This window comes from Aminobacter sp. GW821-FHT11F06, assembly GCF_058808215.1.
In genome coordinates, this window is sequence record NZ_JBXARL010000004.1 from 80369 (window position 1) to 104416 (window position 24048).

General features: G+C 63.3%; 27 protein-coding genes. 10 read left to right on the plus strand and 17 right to left on the minus strand.

What is annotated here, in order from left to right; translation table 11 throughout:
- The first annotated feature begins 25 nt into the window (after positions 1–25).
- Genes AC1RTB_RS11750 through AC1RTB_RS11760 form a run of 3 tightly spaced genes read left to right on the plus strand, consistent with a single transcriptional unit; the run spans position 26 to position 1456 of the window.
- Positions 26–322, plus strand: a complete 297-nt coding sequence (locus AC1RTB_RS11750; protein ID WP_492878883.1) for a YciI-like protein — start codon at positions 26–28, stop codon at positions 320–322.
- Between the two features lie 31 nt (positions 323–353).
- Positions 354–788: an EVE domain-containing protein gene (locus tag AC1RTB_RS11755; protein ID WP_492878881.1), complete on the plus strand. Its 435-nt coding sequence runs from the start codon at positions 354–356 to the stop codon at positions 786–788.
- Positions 789–799: 11 nt separating this feature from the next.
- Entirely contained in the window at positions 800–1456 is a 657-nt protein-coding gene (locus AC1RTB_RS11760) for a class I SAM-dependent methyltransferase (protein ID WP_492878879.1), read from the plus strand.
- Here AC1RTB_RS11760 and gcvA read toward each other — a convergent pair whose 3' ends face one another.
- A complete protein-coding gene (gene gcvA, locus AC1RTB_RS11765) occupies positions 1457–2374 on the minus strand; it encodes a transcriptional regulator GcvA (protein ID WP_492878877.1) in 918 nt (305 codons plus the stop codon).
- Between the two features lie 134 nt (positions 2375–2508).
- On the opposite strand from gcvA, the gene AC1RTB_RS11770 reads away from it, so the two are divergent.
- On the plus strand, positions 2509–2757 hold the full coding sequence (locus AC1RTB_RS11770) for a hypothetical protein (RefSeq protein WP_492878875.1): 249 nt from the start codon (positions 2509–2511) through the stop codon (positions 2755–2757).
- 71 nt (positions 2758–2828) lie between these two features.
- Here the strand turns inward: AC1RTB_RS11770 and AC1RTB_RS11775 are convergent, their stop codons facing one another.
- Positions 2829–3377, minus strand: coding sequence for a L,D-transpeptidase family protein (locus AC1RTB_RS11775; RefSeq protein WP_492879033.1), 549 nt, complete (start codon positions 3375–3377; stop codon positions 2829–2831).
- A 129-nt stretch (positions 3378–3506) separates the two neighbouring features.
- On the opposite strand from AC1RTB_RS11775, the gene AC1RTB_RS11780 reads away from it, so the two are divergent.
- Positions 3507–4190 (plus strand): response regulator transcription factor, encoded by a 684-nt coding sequence (locus tag AC1RTB_RS11780; RefSeq protein WP_492878873.1) that lies wholly within the window; start codon positions 3507–3509, stop codon positions 4188–4190.
- Between the two features lie 73 nt (positions 4191–4263).
- Entirely contained in the window at positions 4264–4719 is a 456-nt protein-coding gene (locus tag AC1RTB_RS11785) for a cyclic nucleotide-binding domain-containing protein (RefSeq protein WP_492878871.1), read from the plus strand.
- 687 nt (positions 4720–5406) lie between these two features.
- Here AC1RTB_RS11785 and xth read toward each other — a convergent pair.
- The 3 genes from xth to AC1RTB_RS11800 all read right to left on the minus strand — a co-directional run bounded on the left by xth (position 5407) and on the right by AC1RTB_RS11800 (position 9934).
- On the minus strand, positions 5407–6213 hold the full coding sequence (gene xth / locus AC1RTB_RS11790) for an exodeoxyribonuclease III (RefSeq protein ID WP_492878869.1): 807 nt from the start codon (positions 6211–6213) through the stop codon (positions 5407–5409).
- A 265-nt stretch (positions 6214–6478) separates the two neighbouring features.
- Positions 6479–7081: an outer membrane lipoprotein carrier protein LolA gene (locus AC1RTB_RS11795; protein ID WP_492879031.1), complete on the minus strand. Its 603-nt coding sequence runs from the start codon at positions 7079–7081 to the stop codon at positions 6479–6481.
- A gap of 192 nt (positions 7082–7273) precedes the next feature.
- Positions 7274–9934, minus strand: a complete 2661-nt coding sequence (locus AC1RTB_RS11800; RefSeq protein ID WP_492878867.1) for a DNA translocase FtsK — start codon at positions 9932–9934, stop codon at positions 7274–7276.
- Between the two features lie 342 nt (positions 9935–10276).
- Here AC1RTB_RS11800 and AC1RTB_RS11805 point away from each other — a divergent pair, with 342 nt between their 5' ends.
- Positions 10277–10696, plus strand: coding sequence for a hypothetical protein (locus AC1RTB_RS11805; protein ID WP_492878866.1), 420 nt, complete (start codon positions 10277–10279; stop codon positions 10694–10696).
- A gap of 128 nt (positions 10697–10824) precedes the next feature.
- Here the strand turns inward: AC1RTB_RS11805 and AC1RTB_RS11810 are convergent, their stop codons facing one another.
- The 3 genes from AC1RTB_RS11810 to AC1RTB_RS11820 form a co-directional block, all read right to left on the minus strand.
- Positions 10825–12198 carry an ammonium transporter gene (locus AC1RTB_RS11810; RefSeq protein WP_492878864.1) on the minus strand — a complete coding sequence of 458 codons (1374 nt, stop codon included), beginning with the start codon at positions 12196–12198 and terminating at the stop codon, positions 10825–10827.
- Between the two features lie 29 nt (positions 12199–12227).
- Positions 12228–12566 (minus strand): P-II family nitrogen regulator, encoded by a 339-nt coding sequence (locus AC1RTB_RS11815; RefSeq protein WP_492878862.1) that lies wholly within the window; start codon positions 12564–12566, stop codon positions 12228–12230.
- A 220-nt stretch (positions 12567–12786) separates the two neighbouring features.
- Entirely contained in the window at positions 12787–13659 is an 873-nt protein-coding gene (locus AC1RTB_RS11820; RefSeq protein WP_492878860.1) for an acyl-CoA thioesterase, read from the minus strand.
- A 93-nt stretch (positions 13660–13752) separates the two neighbouring features.
- Here AC1RTB_RS11820 and AC1RTB_RS11825 point away from each other — a divergent pair, with 93 nt between their 5' ends.
- Complete coding sequence (locus tag AC1RTB_RS11825; protein ID WP_492878858.1) at positions 13753–15015, plus strand: ubiquinone biosynthesis hydroxylase; 1263 nt, start codon at positions 13753–13755, stop codon at positions 15013–15015.
- A gap of 188 nt (positions 15016–15203) precedes the next feature.
- On the opposite strand, the gene AC1RTB_RS11830 is transcribed toward AC1RTB_RS11825, so the two are convergent.
- Complete coding sequence (locus AC1RTB_RS11830; protein WP_492878856.1) at positions 15204–15560, minus strand: YciI family protein; 357 nt, start codon at positions 15558–15560, stop codon at positions 15204–15206.
- On the minus strand, positions 15557–15766 hold the full coding sequence (locus tag AC1RTB_RS11835; RefSeq protein ID WP_492878854.1) for a hypothetical protein: 210 nt from the start codon (positions 15764–15766) through the stop codon (positions 15557–15559). Before AC1RTB_RS11835 ends, AC1RTB_RS11830 begins: the two co-directional genes overlap by 4 nt.
- A 193-nt stretch (positions 15767–15959) precedes the next feature.
- Here AC1RTB_RS11835 and AC1RTB_RS11840 point away from each other — a divergent pair, with 193 nt between their 5' ends.
- The gene (locus tag AC1RTB_RS11840) at positions 15960–16385 is read left to right on the plus strand and encodes an OsmC family protein (protein ID WP_492878852.1); all 426 of its coding nucleotides are present in this window, start codon (positions 15960–15962) and stop codon (positions 16383–16385) included.
- A 40-nt stretch (positions 16386–16425) separates the two neighbouring features.
- Here AC1RTB_RS11840 and AC1RTB_RS11845 read toward each other — a convergent pair whose 3' ends face one another.
- Positions 16426–17400, minus strand: a complete 975-nt coding sequence (locus tag AC1RTB_RS11845; protein ID WP_492878850.1) for an AraC family transcriptional regulator — start codon at positions 17398–17400, stop codon at positions 16426–16428.
- Positions 17401–18066: 666 nt separating this feature from the next.
- Here AC1RTB_RS11845 and AC1RTB_RS11850 point away from each other — a divergent pair.
- Positions 18067–19185, plus strand: a complete 1119-nt coding sequence (locus AC1RTB_RS11850; RefSeq protein ID WP_492878846.1) for a Glu/Leu/Phe/Val family dehydrogenase — start codon at positions 18067–18069, stop codon at positions 19183–19185.
- A 213-nt stretch (positions 19186–19398) separates the two neighbouring features.
- On the opposite strand, the gene AC1RTB_RS11855 is transcribed toward AC1RTB_RS11850, so the two are convergent.
- The 6 genes from AC1RTB_RS11855 to sdhC form a co-directional block, all read right to left on the minus strand.
- Entirely contained in the window at positions 19399–20037 is a 639-nt protein-coding gene (locus AC1RTB_RS11855) for a YceH family protein (protein ID WP_492878844.1), read from the minus strand.
- A gap of 95 nt (positions 20038–20132) precedes the next feature.
- Positions 20133–20912 (minus strand): succinate dehydrogenase iron-sulfur subunit, encoded by a 780-nt coding sequence (locus tag AC1RTB_RS11860; RefSeq protein ID WP_476800288.1) that lies wholly within the window; start codon positions 20910–20912, stop codon positions 20133–20135.
- Positions 20900–21364, minus strand: coding sequence for a DUF3052 domain-containing protein (locus AC1RTB_RS11865; protein WP_492878842.1), 465 nt, complete (start codon positions 21362–21364; stop codon positions 20900–20902). Before AC1RTB_RS11865 ends, AC1RTB_RS11860 begins: the two co-directional genes overlap by 13 nt.
- 2 nt (positions 21365–21366) lie before the next feature.
- Complete coding sequence (sdhA, locus tag AC1RTB_RS11870) at positions 21367–23202, minus strand: succinate dehydrogenase flavoprotein subunit (protein WP_492878841.1); 1836 nt, start codon at positions 23200–23202, stop codon at positions 21367–21369.
- A 4-nt stretch (positions 23203–23206) separates the two neighbouring features.
- Complete coding sequence (sdhD, locus tag AC1RTB_RS11875) at positions 23207–23602, minus strand: succinate dehydrogenase, hydrophobic membrane anchor protein (protein ID WP_492878839.1); 396 nt, start codon at positions 23600–23602, stop codon at positions 23207–23209.
- 1 nt (position 23603) lies between these two features.
- A complete protein-coding gene (sdhC, locus tag AC1RTB_RS11880) occupies positions 23604–24020 on the minus strand; it encodes a succinate dehydrogenase, cytochrome b556 subunit (protein ID WP_492878837.1) in 417 nt (138 codons plus the stop codon).
- Positions 24021–24048: the final 28 nt, after the last annotated feature.

The following is a 24048-nucleotide window of genomic DNA, read 5'->3' on the forward strand; positions in this document are numbered from 1 at the left end:
CTGAACCAAAGAGGATATGCACAACATGCTTTTCGCACTGATCTGCAAGGACAAGCCGGGCCATCTCCAGGTCCGCCTCGACGCGCGTCCCGATCACGTCGCCTTCCTCAACGATCTGAACGCCAAGGGCGCGCTCAAATTCGCCGGCCCCTTCCTCGACGCTGACCAAAAACCCGACGGCTCCCTGGTGGTCATCGAGGCTGCCGACGCATCAGCCGCCAAGGCTGTCGCCGACGCTGATCCCTACGCCAAGGCCGGCCTGTTCGAGAGTGTGGCGATCCGGCCATGGAACTGGGTGTTCAACAATCCGGCCAGCGCCTGATACCGGCCAAGCAGATCGAGGGGACGCGTAAATGAGCGACAAGAATTACTGGCTGTTCAAATCCGAGCCGTTCAAATTCTCCTTTGAGATGCTGAAGGCCAAGGGCAAGCAAGGCACGCAGTGGGACGGCGTGCGCAACTACCTCGCGCGCAACAACATGCGCGCCATGCAGATTGGCGATCTCGGCTTCTTCTATCACTCCAATGAGGGGCTGGAGGTCGTCGGCATCGCCGAGGTCTGCGCGCTGGCCCATCACGACACCACCACCGACGACCCGCGCTGGGAATGCGTCGACATCCGCTATCACAGCGAGATTCCGCAGTCTGTCACCCTCGCCGACGTCAAGGCCAATCCAGCCCTTGAGAAGATGGCGCTGGTCACCTCGATGCGCCTGTCGGTCCAGCCGGTGACCCCGGACGAGTGGCAGGAAGTCTGCCGCATGGCCGGCCTCAACAAGGCGCCGTGACGACAGGTTCCATGACAAGACTAACGCCCGAGAGCGCGGAAAACTTCATCCGCGCCAACACGGCACTGATGCGGCCGCCGCATGTGCCTGAAGTCGCGCTGTACCTCGCCGACGAGGCGCATGACCTCTGGCACCGCACCGAGGAGCAGCTGGCCGAGATCGGCCTGCCGCCGCCCTTCTGGGCCTTTGCCTGGGCCGGCGGACAGGGGCTGGCGCGTTATGTGCTCGACCACCCCGATACGGTCGCCGGCAAGCGCGTGCTCGACTTCGCCTCGGGCTCGGGCCTTGTCGCCATCGCCGCGATGCAGGCGGGCGCTGCAACAGTCGTCGGCGCCGACATCGACCCGTTTTGCGAAGCAGCGATCCGGCTCAATGCCGAGGCCAACGCTGTTGCCGTGAGCTTTGCCGGGACAGACCTCGTTGGCCACGATGCCGGCTGGGATGTCGTGCTCGCCGGCGACGTCTTCTACGAAAAGTCCTTCGCCGACAGGCTGGTGCCGTGGTTTTCCTCCTTGCATCAACGCGGCGCCGAAATCCTCGTCGGCGACCCCGGCCGCTCCTATCTGCCCAAGGACCGGCTCGAACGGCTCGCCATCTACGAGGTGCCGGTCACCCGCGCACTCGAAGATGCCGAGGTCAAGCGCACCACCGTCTGGCGCTTCGCCTGATTACGTCTGCGGATTGTGGACTTCGTTCAGGATCCAGTCCTTGAACGCGCTGACCCTGGCATCGTTCGCAGATCCGACGGGATAGACCAGATGATAGGCGAATTCGGGCGCCACTTTGATGCCCAGCTCAAACGGCCGCACCAGCCGCCCCTCGGACAAATCGTTGGCCACCATGGCGAAGTCGGCAAGTGCCACAGCACTGCCGTCGATCGCCGCCTGTACCGCATCGGATGAGGTGGTGAACACCACCGAGCGGCTGTCGTCAAAGTCGTCGACACCGGCGGCAGCCATCCACATCCGCCAGTTCGGCCAGGTCACGCCTCGCTGCGACCATTCGATATGAACAAGCGTGTGGTGAAACAGGTCGCGCGGCACGCGCAGCGGCGGGCCGGATGCCAGCAACGCTGGACTGCACACCGGGATGATCATGTTGTCGAACAGCCTGTCGGCACAGAGGCCTGGATATTTGCCCGTGCCGAAGCGGATGCCGACATCGACGTCGTCGAGATCGAAGTCGCGCACCTCGTAGCTGATGTCGAACCTCAGATCGATGTCGGGGTGCAGCTTGCGGAAACCATCAAGGCGCCGCATCAGCCACTTGGACGCGAACTGCGCGTCGAGTGTCACCTTGAGCAAGGCCGTCCCACGCGTCAGCTTGCGCGCCCGCGACACGGCCCGGCTGAGCAGGTCCAGCGCATCGGCCGAGGCATCGCACAGCACCGCCCCCGCCTCGGTCAGCCGGATGCTCCTGCTGGTGCGGGTGAACAGCACGACGCCAAGCTGGTCCTCGATTTCCTTGATCTGGTGGCTGACGGCGGCCGGCGTCAGGCCAAGTTCGTCGGCGGCGCGCGTGAAATTCAGGTGCCTGCCGGCAGCCTCCAGCGTCCGCAGTGCACGTGTCCCGGGTACGAAGCGCATCGTTGGATCTTCAAACTGAATTTGATGATTGAGAAAGAACTACTCATTTCTCTTTTGTCTTTCAACGCCACATCATGGGACCAGTTAGAGCAATGTCAAACCGGATTTGATATCCGGACGAAACGGACCACCCCATGTCGACCGATGTCTGCAAGGCACCCTATATTCAGCCAAACCGGCTCCAGCCGCTGTTTGATTGGCTTCGCCAGATGAAAGCGGCACTCAACCTGCCCGCCCAGGATTTCGGCTGCCTGACCGAGCACTATCGCCGTGACACCGGCATCCCCTGCAACGATATCGCAAAGGCGGTCGATGCCGATCTTGGCCGGCTCGGCCTGCTCGACATCGGCTGGCAGCAGCCGCGCCGCCGGAACCGCAGTTGAACTGATCTCCCAAGCTCACTCTGGGAGCAAACTCGGCCCGAAGATAGTCTCCCATCTTCGGGCCGCTTTCTTTAGCGCACCACTTTCAGCACCGTGCGGCTCGACAGATGCGGCAACAGCCGTGCCATCACCTGCGCGGTGACGGCGACGCACCCTTGCGTCGGGGTGAAGCCCGGCCGCGCCAGATGGAAAAAGATCGCGCTGCCACGCCCGCGCCGTCGCGGCCGGATGTTCCAGTCGAGCACGATGCAGGCGTCGTACAGCCGGTCATCGCGCTTCATGCGCTCATGGCCCGCGCCATAGGGCATCTTCACCGGCCTGTTGTAGTTGCCGTCATCAGGCACTTCGCACCAGCCAAGATCGGCCCTGATCGGGCGCATCACCAGCCGCGTTTGCCCCGCGACAAAGTGATCCCGGCGGAAATAGCCCGACAAAAGACGCATCGTCGCCAGCGGCGTCGCGCCATCGCCTTCGCGTTTGTCAGCGGAAATGCCGCCACTCCCCAGCGCACAAGGAAACACCGTTGCGCCCACCTGCAGCAGGCCCTTGGTCCGGTCGCCAGGTTTGGCTCTTACGACGATTGTGGAAATGCCCTTGCGCAAAAATTCATCCGCCCCAATTACGCCTTTGATTTTTCTTGTATGATCGCATTGCGGAACAAATCACCCGGTCAATGGTTGTCGCAGTCAGCTTCCGCATCCATAGTCTGTGGTCAACAGAATTTTGATTTTAAAACAACGGATTGCTCCATGACCTCACGCACCATCCTGATCGTCGACGATGACGACGATCTGCGCGGCACGCTTGTCGAGCAGCTCGCGCTCTATGAGGAGTTCGAAGTTCTCGAGGAAGCGACGGCGGCCAAGGGTGTCAGCGCAGCGCGCGCTGGCCTCATCGACCTGCTTATCATGGATGTCGGCCTGCCCGACATGGATGGCCGCGAGGCGGTGAAGATCCTGCGCAAGGGCGGCTACAAGGCGCCCATCATCATGCTCACCGGCCACGACACCGATTCGGACACGATCCTCGGTCTCGAAGCCGGCGCCAACGACTATGTCACCAAGCCGTTCCGCTTCGCTGTCCTGCTCGCGCGCATCCGCGCCCAGCTGCGCCAGCACGAGCAGAGCGAGGACGCCACCTTCTCCGTCGGGCCCTACACCTTCAAGCCGAGCCAGAAGCTTCTCATCGACGCGCGCGGCGGCAAGGTCAGGCTCACCGAAAAGGAGGCCTCGATCATCAAATATCTCTACCGCGCCGACCAAAAGGTGGTCACCCGCGACGTACTTCTCGAAGAGGTTTGGGGCTACAATTCAGGTGTCACGACGCACACGTTGGAAACGCATGTGTACCGTCTTCGCCAGAAGATCGAGCGCGATCCTTCCAATGCGGAAATTCTTGTGACAGAAAGCGGCGGATACAAGCTGGTCCCCTGACCGGTTTTTCGGCGGTGTGGGGCCGCTGGCTAACGACAGGGAGAAGGAGCCGGTCTGAGAAGTCGGGGACATAATGGCGCTGGATGACGACATCCGCATCCTGTCCGGCGTGAGGCTGTTCGAGGGCTTCACACAAGAACAGCTGCGTTTGCTGGCTTTTGGCGCGGAGAATGTGCATCTCCCCGCCGATCGCAAGCTTTATCGCGAGGATGACGAGGCCGATTCGGCCTATGTCGTCATCTCGGGGCGAATAGCGCTTTACCGCGAGGTTGACGGCGTGCGCGCCGAACTCGGCTCGGCAGGGCCAGGCTCGATGCTCGGCGAACTCGCGCTGATCGCCGACACCAGGCGGCTGACAAGTGCGGCAGCGGCCATCGATTCGGAAATCATCCGGCTCAACCGCAAAATGTTCCACCGCATCCTCGAGGAATATCCCGAGGCCGCGGCCCGGCTGCACCAGCACATCCTCGAAGACCTCCAGGACATGATCGCCCGGATCGAAAGCATGGCCCCGCGATTCGGCAGGTAGGTGCCAGCCACGCTGTGGTCGGGTCCTAGATGTGGAGTTACGGGGTGATTGCGCTCCGCTCCTGTTTGCCAGCGCAACGGCATGGATTCCCGACACTCTCCGCTCGCTCTGCTCGCTCACGAGGTCGGGAATGACGGATTGCAGGGGCGCTTTCCGCTAGTCTCGAATGTTTGCGGTGAATGCTAGCATCGGCGTTCCTTGCGCATCGGCGGCAACGTCGGTGGTTGGCGGGACCGGCTAACCTCCCCCCGTCATTCCCGACCTCGTGAGCGAGCAGAGCGAGCGGAGAGTGTCGGGAATCCATGCCGTTGCGCTGGCAAGGTCGAGGTAAACCGGCGCATCCGACCGCCCGAAACTGCTGGCCGGCCCCGCCTATATCTCCGTCGAAATCAAAACGCGCTCTGCTCGTTCACGAGGTCGGGAATGACGTAGTGCTGGGGTGCTTTCCGTCAATCTCGAATGTTCGCGTTTGACATCAGCGGCAAAAATTCGCGCTGGCATTGGCGGCAACGTTGGCGGTTGGCGGAAACGGCCAACCAAGCCCGTCATTCCCGACCTCGTGAGCGAGTGAAACGAGCGGAGAGTGTCGGGAATCCATGCCGTGACGTCGACCAAGACAAGGTCACCCAAAGAACATGTTCGATGGCATCCGACCGCCCGAAACTGCTGGCCGGCCTGGCCTATATCTCAGTCGAAATCAAACCGCGCTATGACCGGCACGTGATCCGACGGCCGCTCCCAGCCGCGCGCGGCACTCAAAATGTCGATGCCGGCGAGATCAGGCGCGAGGTTGGCTGAGGACCAGATGTGGTCGAGGCGGCGGCCACGATTGGAAATCTCCCAGTCCTTCGCCCGGTAGCTCCACCACGTGTAGATCTTCTGGTCGTCCGGCACATTCAGCCGCATCAGGTCGATCCAGTCGCCGGCCTTGCGCATCGCCTCGAAGTTTTCGGTCTCCACCGGGGTGTGGCTGACGACGTTGCGCAGTTGCTTGTGCGACCACACGTCGTGTTCGAGTGGCGCGATGTTGAGGTCGCCGACCAGCACCGAGGCTGAGCTCTCGTCCTGTTCGGCGCGGATCGCGTTCATCTCGGCGACGAAATCGAGCTTGTGGCGGAATTTCGGATTGATCTCGACATCAGGCTCGTCGCCGCCGGCCGGAACGTAGAAATTGTGCAGCGTCACCTTCTTGCCGCCGGCGTCGAAACGCACCGACAGATGACGGCTGTCATCGATCTCGCAGAAGCGGCGCTTCTCCACGATCTCAAGCGGCCGCCGCGCCACAGTGGCGACGCCGTGGTAGCCCTTCTGGCCGTGGATGGCGATGTGTTCGTAGCCGATCTTGCGGAACGCGGCGGACGGAAACTGATCGTCCGGACACTTGGTTTCCTGCAGGCACAAGACGTCGGGCGCGTATTCGCTCAAAAGCCGCTCGACCAGCGGCATGCGCAGGCGCACGGAATTGATGTTCCAGGTGGCGATGGAAAAGGGCATGGCAGGTTCCGGCAAGACGTTGCGGCGGAACCTGCCAGCCCGACCCTGCAATGACAAGGCTAGAAGCTGGGCGCGGCGCCACTGGCGCCGCTGTCCACAACTAAGCCGGGCAAAATCCGAACAAGAGGCTGCTTGATAGCTCGCCCTTCCGAGGCATATGGCGTGGTTTTCGAGAACCGGAGCGGAGCGTACTACAGTACGTGAGCACCGGAAGCGCAGAAAACCGCGTCAGATGACCGGCAGGGTAGAGCTAGCAAACAGCCTCTTAGTCGTTTTTCTTCTTGGTGTTCAGCTCGCGGTTGAGCTTGTAGTCGATCTTGAACGTGTCGGCGGCAAACGAGCCGCCCTGCTTGACGTTGAACACCATCACGGTGGTGTCCTTGCCCTGCGCGTCGGTGATCGTCCACTGCCTGAGCTCGTAGGTCTTGGGATCGAACATCATGGTGATGGTCGAGTTGCCGAACACCTGCTTGTCCGAAAGCTTGATGGTGGTCAGGTCGTCTTCTTCGGTGACGCTCTTGACCTTGCTGCCGGTCAGATCGATGCGATCGTCGAGCAAAAGCTTGAGCGGCGTCTTCGACAGCGGATAGAGGTCGGAGGTGCGCATCTTGGAATTCAGGATGACCACCGACTGGCCGTCGGAGATGACCTTGAAGTTGGACGGCGCCTCATAGTTGAAGCGAATCTTGCCCGGGCGCTCAAGGAAGAATTTTCCACCGGTCTGCTCGCCGCGCGGGCCGAACTGCACGAACTCGCCCGACATCGCGCGCACGCTCGAAAAATGGTCGGCGATGCGCTGGGCGGCATCCGAAGCCTGCGCCAGGGCCGGCGAACTGAGCCCCATTGCGGATGCGACGGTCAGCGCCATCACTGCTGCCAGGCCAAGCAGGCGCCGCCGCATCAGGCCAAAGCCACCCTTGGTGGCAAAAAGATTGTCTGTCATGCCGATAACTTTCGTCTCATTCCAGTTCGGCAACTCTATCGCCGCCCAGTGGGGCTGAAGTTTGACACATATCAGCGTCACGTCATGAACGCGAAAACGTGATCGCTGGTTCCGTCCTCACATCTTGTCGTCTTCGGTCGGCACAAGGATTTCGCGTTTTCCCGCATGGTTGGCGGCACCGACGATACCTTCCTTCTCCATCCGCTCGATGATCGAAGCGGCACGGTTGTAGCCGATGCCGAGGCGCCGCTGGATATAGCTGGTCGACGCCTTGCCGTCGCGCAGCACCACGGCCACCGCCTGGTCGTAGGGATCGTCCGAATCCTCGAAGTTCCCGCCACCACCGCCATTGCCGCCGCCGCCCTTGCCCGACGGTTCGTCTTCGTCTTCGCCGTCATCTTCGGTAATGGCGTCGAGATATTCCGGCACGCCCTGCAGCTTGAGATGGGCGACGACCTTTTCGACCTCTTCGTCGGCAACGAACGGGCCGTGGACACGCTGGATGCGTCCGCCGCCGGCCATGTAGAGCATGTCGCCCATGCCAAGCAGCTGCTCGGCACCTTGCTCGCCCAGAATGGTGCGGCTGTCGATCTTCGACGTCACCTGGAAGGAGATACGGGTCGGGAAGTTGGCCTTGATGGTGCCGGTGATGACGTCGACCGAGGGACGCTGCGTCGCCATGATGACGTGGATGCCGGCCGCACGCGCCATCTGCGCCAAGCGCTGGACGGCACCTTCGATATCCTTGCCGGCGACCATCATCAGGTCGGCCATCTCGTCGATGATGACGACGATATAGGGCAGTGGTGCCAGATCGAGGTTTTCGGTCTCGTAGATCGCCTCGCCGGTCTGGCGGTCGAAGCCGGTCTGCACGGTGCGTGAGATCTGCTCGCCCTTTTTCTCAGCCGTGGCAACACGGGCATTGAAGCCGTCGATGTTGCGCACGCCGACCTTGGACATCTTGCGGTAGCGGTCTTCCATCTCCCGCACCGTCCACTTCAGCGCCACCACAGCCTTCTTCGGGTCGGTGACGACAGGCGTCAAAAGATGCGGAATGCCGTCATAGACCGACAGTTCGAGCATCTTCGGATCGATCATGATCAACCGGCATTCCTGCGGCGTCATGCGATAGAGCAGCGACAGGATCATGGTGTTGATCGCCACCGACTTGCCCGAGCCGGTGGTACCGGCAACCAGCACGTGCGGCATCTTGGCGATGTCGACGATGACCGCCTCGCCATTGATGGTCTTGCCGAGCGCCAGCGCAAGCTTGGCCTTGGTCGTCTCGAAGTCGCGGCTCGCCAGGATCTCCCGGAGATAGACGGTCTCGCGCTTGGCGTTGGGCAATTCGATGCCGATGGCGTTTCGCCCCGGCACGACGGCGACACGCGCGGCGATCGCGCTCATCGAACGCGCGATATCGTCGGCAAGGCCGATGACACGCGACGACTTGATGCCAGGTGCCGGCTCAAGCTCGTAAAGGGTGACGACCGGGCCCGGACGGACATGGATGATCTCGCCCTTGACGCCGAAATCTTCGAGCACGCCTTCGAGCAGGCGTGCATTCTGTTCGAGCGCGTCCTTCGACAGGGAGGCATCGCGCACGACATTCTTGGGCTCGGCCAGGAAATGCAGCGACGGCATCTCGAAGGTCTCGGCGCCGATCAGCGTTGTCTGCGCCTCGCGCTGGACTCGGGCGCCCGGAGCCGGCCGAGGTGCGGGGGCTTCGACGCGCGCGACGGGTGCGCCATTGGCCGGCGAGCGGAAATTCTGCACTTGTGCGTTGGCGCCGCGACGCGGCTCGGGCGACATCGGCATGTCGTCGTCGCCAAAGACGTCCTGGTCCTCGGGATCGATGGATACGGAGCGCTCCTGCGCCACCATCTGGGCGAAGAATTCGGGTTCGACCCGCGCCCGGCCGCCTGTTGTAACGCGCTGCTCGGCGCGCTCCGCCGATTCGACGCGCTCGGCAGCCTGCCGCCAGGCGCTCTCGCGCTTGACCGGCGGCATGTCGTAGCCTTCCTGCTCGCGACGCTTGGCGGCACGGCGGCGCAGATAGGCCTTGGCCGACAGCCACCAATGCGTGATCGCACCGAGCGCCAGCACGCCTTCGCTGTCTTCGTCGTCCTCGTCGTCGAAGCTGGCGAAATCCTGCTCGCGCATATCGGGCTTGGGCTTGGGATTGACCACCGCAAAGCCGTTCTCGCGGTTGAGCAGGCCCGCGCCAAAGGCAAACAGCCAGATCGCAGGCGCAATCAGCAGCACGCCGATGACTGTGGCGATCAGCCCGGTCGGATAACCGCCGATGAACAGGCCCGGCACCTTGAGCACCATGTCGCCGAACACGCCGCCCAGGCCGGTCGGCAGCGGCCAGGTTGGCGGCGCGCCGACGCAGCCGGCGATTGCTGCGGCCAAAAGGGCCGAGCCGAACCAGACAAGGCCGCGCTTGGGCATGCGGTCGACACCGCGCGCGGTGACAAACAGCACGCCCCAGATCACCGCCGGCATCAGCGCCGCGACCGAGGCTAGGCCGAAGAACTGCATGGCAAGGTCGGCGAACACCGCACCGGGATAACCCATGGCGTTGGTGACGGGACTGTCGGTGGCATGGCTGAAGCTCGGGTCGGCGACGTTCCAGGTGCCGAGTGCCGCCAGCCCGAAGGCGACGAAGGCAAAAAGGCAGATGCCCGCCGCGCGGCCTGCCTGCCGTCGCGCGAATGCCTGAATGCCGTGCCCTGCGTCGGTCAGCGCGAGCGGTGAGGAAACCCCAGAACGCATGCCTCGTCCCCGTCCATTGATGCCGTGGCCCAGATGCGAACGCATCGCGGGCAGATTCGGTTGTCAGACTAGCGAGGGGAAGGTTAAGGCCGCATTAAGGTTAAGCCATCGTTCACATTACCCAGGCGTCAGGCGCACCCAAGACTGCGCGAACGAAGCCTCCGGGGTCACAGCAACAATGACGCCGGACACGTGATCCGGCGGCTCTCAAGCTCCTGGCAAGCCTCAACCCCTCGCTCCCCGGGAGCGGGGTTTTTCCATGGGCTGCGCTATTCGGGCTTGCCCCGACGCCTGCATCGCCATACCTTTCAATATTAGCAAAAGCTAAGACAGGAGGCGACGATGAAACACCATACCATCGAGCAACTGCAGGCATTCGCTGACATCCAACCCGCAGCTCCCTATCTGCCCATGACGCGGACCCAGCGCCTCGAACGCTGGGCCCAGTTGCTGGAACACCAGCCCGAACGGCGCCTCGGCACGCTTCCGGGCACTGAATATGCTCCACGCGCCGAGCGCATGGCGATGCGCGTCACTGGTTCGCCGCTCACCGTGGCATTCGAGGACCCGGGCTTTAGGGCATCCGGCCTTGCTGACGACAGCTACGGCGAAGCCAAACGCTTCTTCGACCTGTCCGACCGGCAGCTGCACAATATCGTTTGCTACTGCCACTTCGGCGAAGCCGTGAGAGGCGCCAGCGCCGCCCGGCGCGTTCGCGCCGCGATCGGCTGGTGGCCGCGGATCCAGGCATTTTTTGCCTGACCTTCAGCGACCTGGCGACCACAAAAAAGGAGGCCCGGATCGCTCCGAGCCTCAAAGCGTGGCTGCTTTTCGGCGGCCACGACGGGATTGGCAAAATGGAGCGGTCGATCGCTCGACCGCCCTTTGAATTATGAGTGGTAGGCCACCTCGCCATGCGAGGTCAGGTCAAGACCCTGACGTTCGGCTTCGACGCTCGGGCGCAGGCCGATGAGCAGATCGACCAGCTTGTAGAGCACCAGCGAGCCGATACCGCACCACAGCACAGTCACCGATACGGCAAGGAATTGCGTCCAGACCTGGCCGCCGACCGAAAGCGTACCGTAGCCGACGCCGCCCAGCGCCTTGGCATTGAAGACGCCGGTACCGATGGCGCCGATGATGCCGCCGACGCCGTGGATGCCGAAAACGTCGAGCGAGTCGTCATAGCCGAGCTTGATCTTCACTACCGCCACGAAGAAGTAGCAGACGGCAGAAGCGATCGCGCCGAGCACGATGGCGCCGACCGGACCGACAAAGCCGGCAGCCGGCGTCACCGCAACGAGGCCGGCGACCATGCCGGAGGCCGCTCCCAGCATCGAGGCCTTGCCGCGGGTGACCACTTCGATGATCACCCATGCGAGGATCGCGCCTGCGGTCGCGGTAAAGGTGTTGATCATGGCAAGGGCCGCGCCGCCATTGGCTTCGAGGTTGGAGCCGGCATTGAAGCCGAACCAGCCGACCCACAGGATCGAGGCGCCGACCATGGTCAGCGTCATCGAGTGCGGCGCCATATTGTCCTTGCCGTAGCCGGTGCGCTTGCCGACCAACAGGGCGCCGACAAGGGCTGCGATGCCCGCATTGATGTGCACGACGGTGCCGCCGGCGAAATCAAGCGCGCCCCAGCCATAGATCAGGCCGTCCGAATCCCAGACCATGTGGGCGATCGGGAAGTAGACGAAGGTCACCCACAGCGCCACGAACAGCAGCACCGCCGGGAACTTGATGCGCTCGGCGAACGAGCCGACGATCAGTGCCGGCGTGATGCAGGCAAAGGTCATCTGGAAGACGATGAACACATATTCGGGAATGACCACGCCCTTGGTGAAGGTCGCCGCCATGCTTTCAGGCGTCACCCCCATCAGGAAGGCCTTGCCGAGGCCGCCCCAATACGGGCTCGGCGCATCGCCAAAGGCCATCGAATAGCCCCAGAACGTCCAGATCACGATCACCAGCGCCACGATCATCGTGCACTGCATCAGCACCGACAGCATGTTCTTGGCGCGCACCAGCCCGCCGTAGAATAGCGCCAGGCCCGGCAGCGCCATGAACAGCACCAAGAGCGACGAGGTCAGCATCCAGGCGACGTCGCCCTTGTCCATGACATCGGCGGGCGCGGGCGCTGCGGCGGCCACCGCCGGAGCGGTTTCCTGGGCAAAGGCCGCGACCGTTCCCAGCGCGGCAAGTGCGAGCGTGCCCAACAAGGCCGAGCGCGCCGCGGTCTTCAATGAGGTTGGAATTTGCATTGATGTCTCCATGACAATTGGCTGGCCGCTCAGAGCGCGTCGGTGTCGGTTTCGCCGGTGCGGATACGCACGGCCTGGTCGATGCCGAAGACGAAGATCTTGCCGTCGCCGATCTGGCCGGTCTTGGCGGCGGCGGTGATGGCCTCGACGGCCTTGTCGACAAGGTCAGTGCTGACAGCGACTTCGATCTTGATCTTGGGCAGGAAGCTCACGGCATATTCGGCGCCACGGTAAATCTCGGTATGCCCCTTTTGCCGACCGTAGCCTTTGACTTCGGTGACGGTCAGGCCCTGGATGCCGACATTGGTGAGCGCTTCACGCACCTCGTCGAGCTTGAAAGGCTTGATGATTGCCATCACGATTTTCATCAGGTTTCACCCCTTGCTGGCGGGTCCCCCGCGTTTGCAGACATCGCCAGCGGACCCGAAAGCCACCGGTGAGTGACCTAGGCTATTCAAGCTCCGTGCCAGTTGGCGCCGGCGTTGATTAACGTATTGAAATTGAAAGAAAATATACTTCGGACGCGCAGCATCCTTCGCAAGTGCAGCAAAGCACTTGCTCACAGAATGTGCATAAATCCTGAAATGCCTACTTTGTAGGCTTTGTGCGCAGGCGGATCAGCCCTTCCTGTGCCACCGACGCAATCAGCGTGCCGTCCTGGGCGTAGAGCGCGCCGCGCGTGAACCCGCGCGAACCGCTCGTCGAGGGGCTGTCCTGGGTGTAGAGCAGCCAGCCGTCAAGCGCATGCTCGCGGTGGAACCACATCGCATGGTCGAGGCTCGCTGCCTGGATGTCGGGATCGAAGATGCCGCGGCCATGGGCAAAGGTTGCCGTATCGAGCAGCGTCATGTCGGAGAGATAGGCAAGCACCGCGGCACGCAGCGCCCGGTCGTTCGGCACCGGGCCGGTCAGCCGGATCCACACCTTCTGCAGCGGCGGCAGCTTGTCACGGCTCGAATAGTGCTCGGCATAAACGGGCCGTAGTTCCAGCGGCCGCTCCTTGGCCCAAAACAGCCTGATCTGCTCGGGCACATGGGTTGCTTCGGCCAAAAGCTCGCGCTGTGACTTCAGCTCTTCGGGCGGCGGCACGTCGAGCGGCATCGGCATCTGGTATTCGAGGCCCTGCTCCTCGACCTGGAACGAAGCTTCGAGCGAAAAGATCGCATGGCCGTGCTGGATCGCCACCACGCGCCTGGTGGTGAAGCTGCCGCCGTCGCGAATGCGGTCGACCTCGTAGATGATCGGCACGGTGATGTCGCCCGGCCGCATGAAGTAGCCATGCAGCGAATGCACGTGCCGGTCGGGCTCGACTGTGCGCTGTGCCGCGACCAGTGCCTGGGCGATGGTCTGGCCGCCAAACACCCTTTGCCACTGAACCTGCGGGCTGCGACCACGATACAGGTTGTGTTCCAGCTTCTCGAGATTGAGAATGCTGAGAAGCTCTTGTATTCCGGCCGGCATGCTTTCCCCTTTTCGGGACGAAGTATACTCCGGTTTCCAGCAGGAAGCCCCCGTCGAGTCAAGGCGGGAAGCCTAGTCGTAAAGGACACCGCCATGGTCACACGCGAATCTGACGACAATAAATCGGCGCAGCTCGATGTGCTGGTCGCCGGTGCCGGCTATGTCGGCCTTGCCACCGCCGTGTCGATCAAGCAGGCGCGGCCCAATCTGCACATCGCCATCGTCGATGCCGCCCCGGCCGAAATCTGGCGCAAAGATGGCCGCGCTTCGGCGATTGCCGCCGCCGCCTGCCGCATGCTCGACCAGCTCGGCTGCTGGGAGGAGATCGCGCCCGAGGCGCAGGCGATCACCAGCATGATCATCACCGATTCCAAGACGTCCGATCCGGTCCGACCCGTCTTCCTGACCTTCGACGGCGAAGTCGGCGCAGGCGAGCCCTTCGCCCACATGGTCGAAAATAAGTTCCTCAACGGAGCGCTGCGCCGCCGCGCCGCCGAACTCGGCATCGACATCATCGAAGGCGTCGCCGTCCAGGCTTACGAGGCCGGCGTCGGAAGCGCCAAGGTCCATCTCGCCGACGGCGTCAGCATCGACACCCGATTGCTGATCGCAGCGGACGGCGTCAAGTCCAGGCTGCGCGACATGGCCGGCATCAAGACCGTGCGCTGGGAGTATGGCCAGTCCGGCATCGTCTGCACCGTGTCGCATGAGCGCCCTCATGGTGGCCGCGCCGAGGAGCACTTCCTGCCGGCCGGACCCTTTGCCACGCTACCGCTCAAGCCGGCAAAGGATGGCACCAACCGCTCCTCGATCGTCTGGAACGAACGCACCGAGGACGCCGAAAAGCTGGTCAATGGCGACCCATTCGTCTTCGAGATCGAGATGGAGCAGCGCTTCGGCCTCCAGCTTGGCGAAATCCGCGTCGAAGACAAGCCGCGCGCCTGGCCGCTCGGCCTGACGCTGGCCCGCGCCTTCGTCGCCAACCGCTTCGCCCTTGCCGGCGATGCTGCCCACGGCATCCACCCGATCTCAGGCCAGGGCCTCAATCTCGGCTTCAAGGACGCGGCAGCCCTTGCCGAGACCATCGTCGAGGCCGACCGGCTGGGACAGGACATCGGCACGCTTGACGTGCTTGAGCGCTACGAACAGTGGCGCCGCTTCGACACCGTGCGCATGGGCGTCACCACAGACGTGCTCAACCGGCTGTTTTCCAACGACATCGCCCCCATCCGCGCCATCCGCGACATCGGCCTCGGCCTCGTCGACCGCGTGCCCAGCCTCAAGGACTATTTCATCCGCCAGGCATCAGGCCTGACCGGCGAAACCCCGCGCCTGCTCAAGGGCGACGCGATCTGATCCTGCGGGCGTCATCCCGGAAACCGAAGCGGAGCGAAGGTTATCCCATTGGCGGGAGCATCGTGTAGCGCGGCCGGGTCCTTGCCCTGGCGCACGTCATGGATGCTTTCGCAAAACGAGAACCCGGCCGCGCTGATCAATAGGTCCCGGGTCTCGCTCCGCTCGCCCGGGATGACGGCGCCGCTGAATCAAGCCCCCGGAATATCGTAGATCGCCCTGACCTCGATCTGGCCCATAGCGGCAAGCGGGATGTGCGAGGCGATCTCCAGCGCCTCTTCCTGGTCGGCCGCCTCGATCATGACGAAGCCGATCAGTTGCTCCTTGGTCTCGGCGAAGGGGCCGTCAGTGACCAGTTTCTTGCCGTAACGCCGCTTGACGGTTTTGGCGGTCTTCACCGACTGCAGCGCTTCCGCCGCGATCAGCTTGCCGCTGTTTTCCAGCATCCTGTCATAGGCAAGCGAATCCGCGTCGAGCTTCGCCGCCACGTCCCGCGACAGCGCGCCAAGCTGCTGTTCCTCATGATAAACCAGGCAAAGGTACTTCATTCCGCTCTCCCTTGTTGTGTTGGAAAGTCTAGCACCGGTTCAGCGGGCTTGCTGACCAGCTGCAACGCTGCCGCGTCAAAAAGCAACGCCAGCACGACGATGATGCCGAATGCCAAAAGCAACCGGCCGACGCCCGAGGACGGCACCTCCAGGGCATTCGTCCCAACGATTCCTTTTCCCAGATTGCCATGCGGTAGCAGCTGCATCTCACCCTCCGGCAGGCCGCAACGAGACGCCGCGACCACCCAAGGACGATGCGGCAGGCCATACTCAGACATTTTCGCGAGACAGTTTTTTCGAAGGCCACGGTTTTCTCGCCGACCCTTCATGCGAAGGTGGCATGCGCGCGCGGCAACGCTATAGTCTTTCAACTGCCGCTCAGTTGAACAGGAGAACGTCATGAACCGCACTGCCAACGCCATCTGGAAGGGCACGCTCAAGGAAGGTTCGGGAACCATCGACACGCAAAGCGGCGTGCTCAAGGGACAAGCCTATTCGTTCAAGGCACGCTTTGAAGATGAAAGCGGCAAGTCGGGCACCAACCCCGAGGAGCTGATCGCCGCCGCCCACGCCGGCTGCTTCGCCATGCAGCTGTCGCACTTCCTCGCCGAAAACGGCACACCCGCCGAAAAGCTCGATGCCAAGGCGACGGTCACGCTCATCCCCGGCACCGGCATCACCGAAAGCGCACTCACCCTCGTCGGCACCGTGCCCGGCATCGATGCGGCAAAATTCCAGGAACTGGCGGCCAAGGCCAAGGAAGGCTGCCCGGTCTCCAAGGCGCTCGGCGCCATCAAGGTTTCGCTCGACGCCAGGCTTAGCTGACTGAAACGATCAAGTGCGCCGAGCAATGCTCGGCGCCCGCTCACGCCGCTAGTGCATCGCCACGAACATCGGACGGTGTTGCGCCGTAGCGCTTGCGAAACGCCCTGTTGAAATAAGACAGGTCGTTGAAGCCTGCTTCATAGGCGATATCGGTGATGCTGTGGCGCGCCCAAAGCGGGTCGCTCAGCATCCGGTGCGCCCGTTTCAGCCTTTGGCCAAGCGCGAATTCGGTAAACGACAGCCCCTCGCTTTCAAACAGCTTCCTGACATAGCGTGGCGACAGCCTGTGCTCGGCGGCGATCTCTTCGGCCGAGATGCCGCGCAGGTCGGTACGTGCCGATATATCCGACTTGATCGCCGCCAGCCGCGCGGCGCGCAAGCCGCGCCCCAGCGCCACCTGTTCGGCATCGCGCGTCGCGCCCAGCGTCAGCGCCGTCAGGTCGAGCAGATGTGTCGCCACCATGCGCGCCATGTTGCCTGGCAATGCCTCGTCCATCTGCTGAAGTGCCGTGGCGTAGCTCAACAGCAGGCGCATCGGCCCTTCATGCACCGGGATCGGCCGCATCATCATGCTGGAGACATCGCCCAGCAAGGGCTGCAGCGCCTTCCGCTCGAAGCGAAGATTGACATAGGTGAAGCCGGGCCGCGTCACATTCGCGCCCACCTGGCCGCCGGGCACGAACATCGCGCAACCGGGCAGGACGCTTTCTTCAAGCTTGCCGATCTGCATGTGGCTGCCGCCGGCAAGGGCCGCGAGCAGAATGACATCGTCATTGTCGACCATGCGCGACGTGACCCCGACCCTCATCGGCGAGGCGACGCCAGTGGCAATGCCGATGCCCGGAAGCAGCCTGACCCGCATATCCACGTGAACAGGCGATTCATCGACCGGCTCCAGATCGGCGTTGAGAATCGTCTTGCCATAGACCTCGCGCAACATCGGCAGTCTGTCCTGCGCAGGCAGGCCGTCGGTCATCAGGCGGAATGAAGCGAACTGTCCGTTAGCACTCGTCATCGGATCAACTCATGTTACGCAACACAACCAAAACGTGAAGTCGAGCCTTCTAGTTCGCGTTATTCGATCCGTCAATACGGCGCTCGATAGCCTGCGGTGGGCCTATTTTGGATGGCCGCCTAAGCCGCATCATCGGGCCATCCAGTCCAAGATCGCGTCAACGCGGCCATCTAGTTTGCCGCTCGAAAGTCGAAGCGGGCCAGTCCCGACGGCGAAACGAGGAAACCGGGCATGCACCACCTTCAGTTCCTGAAGACGCTCGCGGCCCTCGCTGCGGCGGGCTTCAATCCACGTGCCTTCCTCGCTCCGATGGCATTAGGCGGCAGGCTTGCGAAGCCTACCGAACCGAAGCGACAGGAGGAGGCACAAAAGGAACCGGACAAGCCGGCTCCTTGAACCGACAGTCGCTCGGCGACGTCATGGAATGACAGGTTGGCTGCCAGCAGGGTGCTAAAGGGTGTGGCATCGAAGCGGCAGCTCAGCAGGCCGGACGCAGGGGGGCAGACCAGCGTCCGGCCATCTTTTTCACCGGCCGGCCATTTTTTCGTTTGTTGCGTGGCCGGCCACGTGCGCGCAATGCGCGGTCGCAGCACTGGGCCACTTCGAAACCAAAAATCGCGTGATCGGTTTATCCTTCTGAGGACCAGCTCACCGGGAGGAACCCTCATGCTGAACGTCCTTGAACCGCGCAACCGGCAACTGTCGGCCGCGACCACGCTCGAAATCACCGACATCACCGCTGATGTCGCCCATCTCGATGGTTTCGACCATCACGAGCAGGTCTGGCTCGGCCGCGACACGACGCGCGGGCTGACCGCCATCGTGTCGATCCATACCACCGTGCTCGGGCCTGCTTTGGGCGGCACGCGCATCTGGCCGCACAAGAGCTTTGAAGCCGGCGTCATCGACGCGCTGCGCCTGTCGCGTGGCATGACCTTCAAGTCGGCCATCGCTGGCCTGCCGCTCGGCGGCGGCAAGGCGGTCATCATCGCCGACGCCAAGAAGGACAAGACGCCTGCGATGCTCGAAGCCTATGCCGAGATGCTCAACGCGCTCGAAGGCCAATACATCACCGCCGAAGACGTCGGCATGACGCTCGCCGACGCCGACTTCCTCGCCGAGCGCGCGCCCAACGTCAGCGGCACCACCAAGGGCGGCAGCGGCAATCCCTCGCCCTTCACCGCTGAGGGTACCTTCCTGGGCCTCAAGGCGGCCCTGCGCCACCGTACAGGCAGCGACAATCTCAAGGGCGTCCGCGTCGCCGTGCAGGGCCTCGGCTCTGTCGGCTGGTCGCTGTGCGAAAAGCTCCATGCCGAAGGCGCTGTCCTCACCGTCTCCGACCTCGATACGGGCCGCACCGCTCGTGCCGCCGATAAGTTCGGCGCCACTGTCGTTACCGGCGACGCCATCCTGTCAGCTGACGTCGACATCTTCGCGCCCTGCGCCCTTGGCGGCATCCTGTCCGCCGTCACCATCCCGCAGCTCAAGGCCAAGATCGTCGCCGGTGCCGCCAACAACCAGCTCGCCACCGCCGAGGACGGCATCCGCCTGGTCGATAAGGGCATCCTCTACGCCCCCGACTACGTCATCAACGCCGGCGGTGTCATCAACGTCGCCGCCGAAATGGCCGATGGCGGCTACAGCGTCGAAGCGGTGAAGCCGCGCGTCGAAAAGATCGCCGACACGCTGACAGCGATCTTCCAGCGCGCCGAGCGCGAAGGCCGCACCACCGATGCGGTCGCCGAAACCATGGCCCGCGAGATCGTCGAAGCCGCGCGGAAATGAGGCCACGTGCTCCCTTCTCCCCGTTTACGGGGAGAAGGTGCCGGCAGGCGGATGAGGGGCAGAGCCTCCCTCTGTGACTGCCGGCGATCGCGTCGCAGCAACAAATACAAACGGCCCGGCTGCCTTGGCAACCGGGCCGTTTTGCTATCGCCGATTACGGCGAGATGACTGCATTTGCTGTGCAGACAGCTGGCTGTTGTTCTGCCGCCCGGCCTATCCGCCGACAGCGTCGAGCCGCGCCTTGAGTGCGGCCACTTCCTCCTCCAGGAGGCGAACGCGCTCCTCGAGCTCCGAAACAACTGATGTGGTGGCGCCCGGCGCTCGACTTGTCGTGACGACCGCGGCATCGACATCGCCTGATAAAAGATGCGCGAAGCGATCCTCGCGCTGGCCGGGTGCGCGGCCGATCTCCTTGACCAGCGCCGGCCTGCGGCCGATCAGCATGTCGAGTTCGCCGCGCACGGCGTCGGCATCGGTGAAATTCGCCATGCGCTCGGCGCGGGCGAGCAATTCGTAGACGGTCTGCGGTCCGCGCAGCAGAAGCAGGCCGATCAGCGTGCTCTGGTTGCGCGTCAGCGAGAATTTCTGCGCCATCTGATGTTCGTAACGCTCGACGCGCGAGGCGAATTGCTGGCGTGCCAGCCCCTTCGCCTGCAATGTGCCAAGCGCCCGGGCGATGTCGGCGACCTCCAGGGCCATGACCGGCTCGCGCGACGTCTTCTGGTTTGAGGCGGCAACCAGCGCATTCGACGTCATCGGATAGACGTCAGGCGTCAGTTCCTTCTTCTCGATCAGGCAGCCGAGCACACGCGCTTCGACCGGCGTGAGAAGAGGAAGGTCTGTGTCCGTCATATGCGCTCCTGCCTCAGACCCGCCGCTCGACCATCATCTTCTTGATCTCGGCTGCCGCGACGCCGCAGGCGCGCAGCCAAAAACCGATCGCCGAGCTAAACGCGGCGCTCGACCATCATCTTCTTGATCTCGGCGATCGCCTTGGCCGGGTTCAGGCCTTTCGGGCAGGTCTGGGCGCAGTTCATGATCGTGTGGCAGCGGTAGAGCCGGAACGGATCCTCGAGATTGTCGAGGCGTTCGCCCTTGGCTTCGTCGCGGGAATCGATCAGCCAGCGATAGGCCTGCAGCAGCGTTGCCGGGCCGAGATAGCGGTCGCCATTCCACCAGTAGCTCGGGCACGAGGTCGAGCAGCAGGCGCACAGGATGCACTCGTAGAGGCCGTCGAGCTTGGCGCGGTCCTCGTGGCTTTGCAGCCACTCCTTCGCCGGCTCAGGCGACACCGTCTTGAGCCACGGCTCGATCGAGCGGTGCTGGGCGTAGAAGTTGGTGAGGTCAGGCACCAGGTCCTTGACCACGGGCATGTGCGGCAGCGGATAGATCTTCACCGCGCCCGAAATGTCGTCGCAGCCCTTGGTGCAGGCGAGCGTATTCGAACCGTCGATGTTCATCGCGCACGAACCGCAGATGCCTTCGCGGCAAGACCGGCGCAGCGTCAGTGTCGGGTCGATCTTGTTCTTGATGTAGAGCAGCGCGTCCAGCACCATCGGCCCGCAATCGTCGACATCGACGAAATAGGTGTCGATGCTCGGGTTATCGCCATCGTCGGGCGACCAGCGGTAGATCCGGTACTCGCGCAGATTGGTCGCACCTTCCGGCTTCGGCCAGGTCTTGCCCTGCTTGATCTGCGAGTTCTTGGGGAGTGTTAGTTCGACCACGATCGGTTCCTCACAGCTTGGCGCAGTTCCTTGCGGATGACGAGCTTGAGCCCGCTCCACACGGCATCCACGGCACAGACCTTTACGTCGACCAGCCCTGTCGGCAGCGCGACGTCGCGAATGACATCCTCGGTGATGTCGGTGGCGATCTTCGATGCCTTCTTGGGCCAGGAGATCCAGACAGCGCCATCGGGCGCGATCATCTTCTTGAATGTCTCGACATTGCCGTCGAGGTCGGCGCGGCGCTTGGTGAAGGCATGCACGATGTCATGCCCTTCGCCCGTGTCCCCGAGACCCTGCCAGCCCGTCAGCCGCTTCGCCGCGAAATCTCGCGACGAAGCCAGTTCGCCTAGCTCATCCGGCAGGTCGACAAAGACAACACTCTGCCCATCCTTGAGGCCAAGCTTGGCCGCAAGCGGAACAGGCGAATATCCGGCCGCCGCCAGCGCCATGTCTAGTACACCCGTGCCTTGGGTGCGATCTTGGCGAGCGAGATGCCGCCGTCTTCTTCCTTGAGCAGCGGCTCGGTGTGTACCGGCCGGTAGGTCAGCGTCACCTTGCCGTCCTCGGCGACGTGGGCCAGCGTGTGCTTGCGCCAGTTGGCGTCGTCGCGGGCGGAGAAGTCCTCGCGCGCATGCGCGCCGCGGCTTTCCTTGCGCGCTTCGGCACCGTAGACGGTGGCAATCGCGTTCGACATCAGGTTTTCGAGCTCCAGCGTCTCCACCAGGTCCGAGTTCCAGATCATCGAGCGGTCGAAGACCTTGATGTCCTTCATCTCGCCCCAGATCTGGGAGATGCGCTTGCAGCCCTGCTCAAGCGAATCCTGGGTGCGGAACACAGCAGCGTCGTCCTGCATCGCCTTTTGCATCTTCTCGCGCAGCACTGCCGTCGGCGTGCCGCCATTGGCGTGACGCAGGCGGTCGAAGCGGTCCATGATCTTTTCGACCGAGGCCGCATTCGGCGCCGGGATCGGCGCGTTGCGGTCAACGACTTCGCCGGCGCGGATCGCCGCTGCGCGGCCGAACACCACCAGATCGATCAGCGAGTTGGAGCCAAGACGATTGGCGCCGTGCACCGAAGCGCAGCCGGCCTCGCCAACAGCCATCAGGCCGGGCGACACGCGGTCGGGATTGCCCTTGGTCGGGTTCAGCACTTCGCCCCAATAATTGGTCGGGATGCCGCCCATATTGTAGTGGACCGTCGGCAGCACCGGGATCGGCTCGCGGGTCACGTCGACGCCAGCGAAGATCTTCGCCGATTCCGAAATGCCTGGCAGCCGCTCATGCAGCACCGCCGGGTCGAGATGGTCGAGGTGCAGGTAGATGTGGTCCTTGTTCTTGCCGACGCCACGTCCTTCGCGGATCTCCAGCGTCATGCAGCGCGAAACCACGTCGCGCGAGGCCAGGTCCTTGGCCGACGGCGCGTAACGCTCCATGAACCGCTCGCCCTCGGAATTGACGAGATAGCCGCCTTCGCCGCGCGCGCCTTCGGTGATCAGGCAGCCCGAACCGTAGATGCCGGTCGGGTGAAACTGCACGAACTCCATGTCCTGCAAGGGCAGGCCGGCACGCGAGGCCATGCCGCCGCCGTCGCCGGTGCAGGTATGGGCCGAGGTCGCGGAGAAATAGGCGCGGCCGTAGCCGCCGGTCGCCAGCACCACCATCTTCGCCGAGAAGCGGTGGATGGTGCCGTCATCGAGGTTCCAGGCAACGACACCGGTGCAGGTGCCGTCTGGCTCCATGATCAGGTCGAGCGCGAAATATTCGATGAAGAACTGGGCGTTGTGCTTCAGCGACTGGCCATACAGCGTATGCAGGATGGCGTGGCCGGTGCGGTCGGCGGCAGCACACGTGCGCTGCACGGGCGGACCATCGCCATAGTTCATCATGTGGCCGCCGAAGGGGCGCTGGTAGATCTTGCCTTCTTCGGTGCGCGAGAACGGCACGCCATAATGCTCGAGTTCGTAGACGGCGGCGGGCGCTTCACGCACCAGATACTCCATCGCGTCGACATCGCCGAGCCAGTCGGAGCCCTTGACGGTGTCGAACATGTGCCACTGCCAGGAATCCGGCCCCATGTTCTGCAGCGAGGCGGCGATGCCGCCTTGTGCTGCGACCGTGTGCGAGCGGGTCGGGAATACCTTGGTGATGCAGGCGGTCTTCAGCCCCTGCTCGGCCATGCCGAGCGTGGCGCGCAGGCCAGCACCGCCGGCGCCGACAACAACGACGTCGAACTTGTGATCGACATAGGTATAGGCGGAAGCTCCGCTGGTCTTGCCGTCCTTGGCCACCTTGTCAGCCTCCAAATGCCAGTTTGAGCAGGGCGAAGAGCGAGGCGACGCCGACCGCTATGGTAAAGAAAGTATTGAGCATGATGAGCGTCAGCTTGAGGCCCTCGCCATGGATGTAGTCCTCGATGACGACCTGCATGCCGAGCCGCATGTGGTAGAGGCCCGAGATCAGCATCAGCGCCATCACCAGTGACACGAACGGGTTGGCGAGCGCGGCGCGGACGGTGGCGAAATCGGCACCGTTGAGCGCGATCAAAAGGCCGACGAAGAACAGCATCAGCGGAATGTTGGCGACAGCAGTCAGGCGCTGGCGCCAGAAATGTTCGGTGCCTTCGCGGGCGGAGCCAAGGCCGCGCACCTTGCCGAGCGGCGTGCGCATATCGTTGTTGTTGCCGCTCATGTCAGGCTCCCCGCACCATGTAGCCGACGATCCAGACCAGCGCCGTCAGCACCACCGATGCGACCAGCGATGCCCAGGCGACCTTCGACGCCGTGTGCTTTTCAAGCCCGGCACCGGTGTCCCAGACCAGATGGCGGATGCCGCCCAGCATGTGCAGCATCAGCGCCCAGGTATAGCCCAGCAGAACCAGCTGCCCGATCCAGGTGCCGAACACCCAGCTGACGAACTCGAAATAATGCTGCGACGTCGCCGCCGCGATCAGCCACCAGGCGACCAGAAGCGTGCCGAAATAGAGCGCGCTGCCGGTGATGCGGTGCAGGATCGACGTCGTCATGGTGATCGGCGGGCGATAGATGAAGAGATGCGGCGACAAAGGCCGCGCTCGTGTGGTTGGTTGGGTGGCTTGTGATTTGCTCATGGCTCCCCCGGTCTGCATCCGAGCGTGG

Bases quoted from the DNA above. Each gene is read 5' to 3' on its own strand.
- AC1RTB_RS11840 (WP_492878852.1), top strand. From the start codon at position 15,960: ATGAACCGCACTGCCAACGCCATCTGGAAGGGCACGCTCAAGGAAGGT.
- AC1RTB_RS11770 (WP_492878875.1), top strand. From the start codon at position 2,509: ATGTCGACCGATGTCTGCAAGGCACCCTATATTCAGCCAAACCGGCTC.
- sdhD (WP_492878839.1), bottom strand. From the start codon at position 23,602: ATGAGCGGCAACAACAACGATATGCGCACGCCGCTCGGCAAGGTGCGC.
- AC1RTB_RS11800 (WP_492878867.1), bottom strand. From the start codon at position 9,934: ATGCGTTCTGGGGTTTCCTCACCGCTCGCGCTGACCGACGCAGGGCAC.
- AC1RTB_RS11865 (WP_492878842.1), bottom strand. From the start codon at position 21,364: ATGGCGCTGGCGGCGGCCGGATATTCGCCTGTTCCGCTTGCGGCCAAG.
- AC1RTB_RS11760 (WP_492878879.1), top strand. From the start codon at position 800: ATGACAAGACTAACGCCCGAGAGCGCGGAAAACTTCATCCGCGCCAAC.
- AC1RTB_RS11830 (WP_492878856.1), bottom strand. From the start codon at position 15,560: ATGAAGTACCTTTGCCTGGTTTATCATGAGGAACAGCAGCTTGGCGCG.
- AC1RTB_RS11805 (WP_492878866.1), top strand. From the start codon at position 10,277: ATGAAACACCATACCATCGAGCAACTGCAGGCATTCGCTGACATCCAA.
- AC1RTB_RS11855 (WP_492878844.1), bottom strand. From the start codon at position 20,037: ATGACGGACACAGACCTTCCTCTTCTCACGCCGGTCGAAGCGCGTGTG.
- AC1RTB_RS11780 (WP_492878873.1), top strand. From the start codon at position 3,507: ATGACCTCACGCACCATCCTGATCGTCGACGATGACGACGATCTGCGC.
- AC1RTB_RS11810 (WP_492878864.1), bottom strand. From the start codon at position 12,198: ATGCAAATTCCAACCTCATTGAAGACCGCGGCGCGCTCGGCCTTGTTG.
- AC1RTB_RS11815 (WP_492878862.1), bottom strand. From the start codon at position 12,566: ATGAAAATCGTGATGGCAATCATCAAGCCTTTCAAGCTCGACGAGGTG.
- gcvA (WP_492878877.1), bottom strand. From the start codon at position 2,374: ATGCGCTTCGTACCCGGGACACGTGCACTGCGGACGCTGGAGGCTGCC.
- AC1RTB_RS11795 (WP_492879031.1), bottom strand. From the start codon at position 7,081: ATGGCGCTGACCGTCGCATCCGCAATGGGGCTCAGTTCGCCGGCCCTG.
- AC1RTB_RS11750 (WP_492878883.1), top strand. From the start codon at position 26: ATGCTTTTCGCACTGATCTGCAAGGACAAGCCGGGCCATCTCCAGGTC.
- AC1RTB_RS11845 (WP_492878850.1), bottom strand. From the start codon at position 17,400: ATGACGAGTGCTAACGGACAGTTCGCTTCATTCCGCCTGATGACCGAC.
- AC1RTB_RS11755 (WP_492878881.1), top strand. From the start codon at position 354: ATGAGCGACAAGAATTACTGGCTGTTCAAATCCGAGCCGTTCAAATTC.
- xth (WP_492878869.1), bottom strand. From the start codon at position 6,213: ATGCCCTTTTCCATCGCCACCTGGAACATCAATTCCGTGCGCCTGCGC.
- sdhC (WP_492878837.1), bottom strand. From the start codon at position 24,020: ATGAGCAAATCACAAGCCACCCAACCAACCACACGAGCGCGGCCTTTG.
- AC1RTB_RS11820 (WP_492878860.1), bottom strand. From the start codon at position 13,659: ATGCCGGCCGGAATACAAGAGCTTCTCAGCATTCTCAATCTCGAGAAG.
- AC1RTB_RS11850 (WP_492878846.1), top strand. From the start codon at position 18,067: ATGCTGAACGTCCTTGAACCGCGCAACCGGCAACTGTCGGCCGCGACC.
- AC1RTB_RS11835 (WP_492878854.1), bottom strand. From the start codon at position 15,766: ATGCAGCTGCTACCGCATGGCAATCTGGGAAAAGGAATCGTTGGGACG.
- AC1RTB_RS11785 (WP_492878871.1), top strand. From the start codon at position 4,264: ATGGCGCTGGATGACGACATCCGCATCCTGTCCGGCGTGAGGCTGTTC.
- AC1RTB_RS11825 (WP_492878858.1), top strand. From the start codon at position 13,753: ATGGTCACACGCGAATCTGACGACAATAAATCGGCGCAGCTCGATGTG.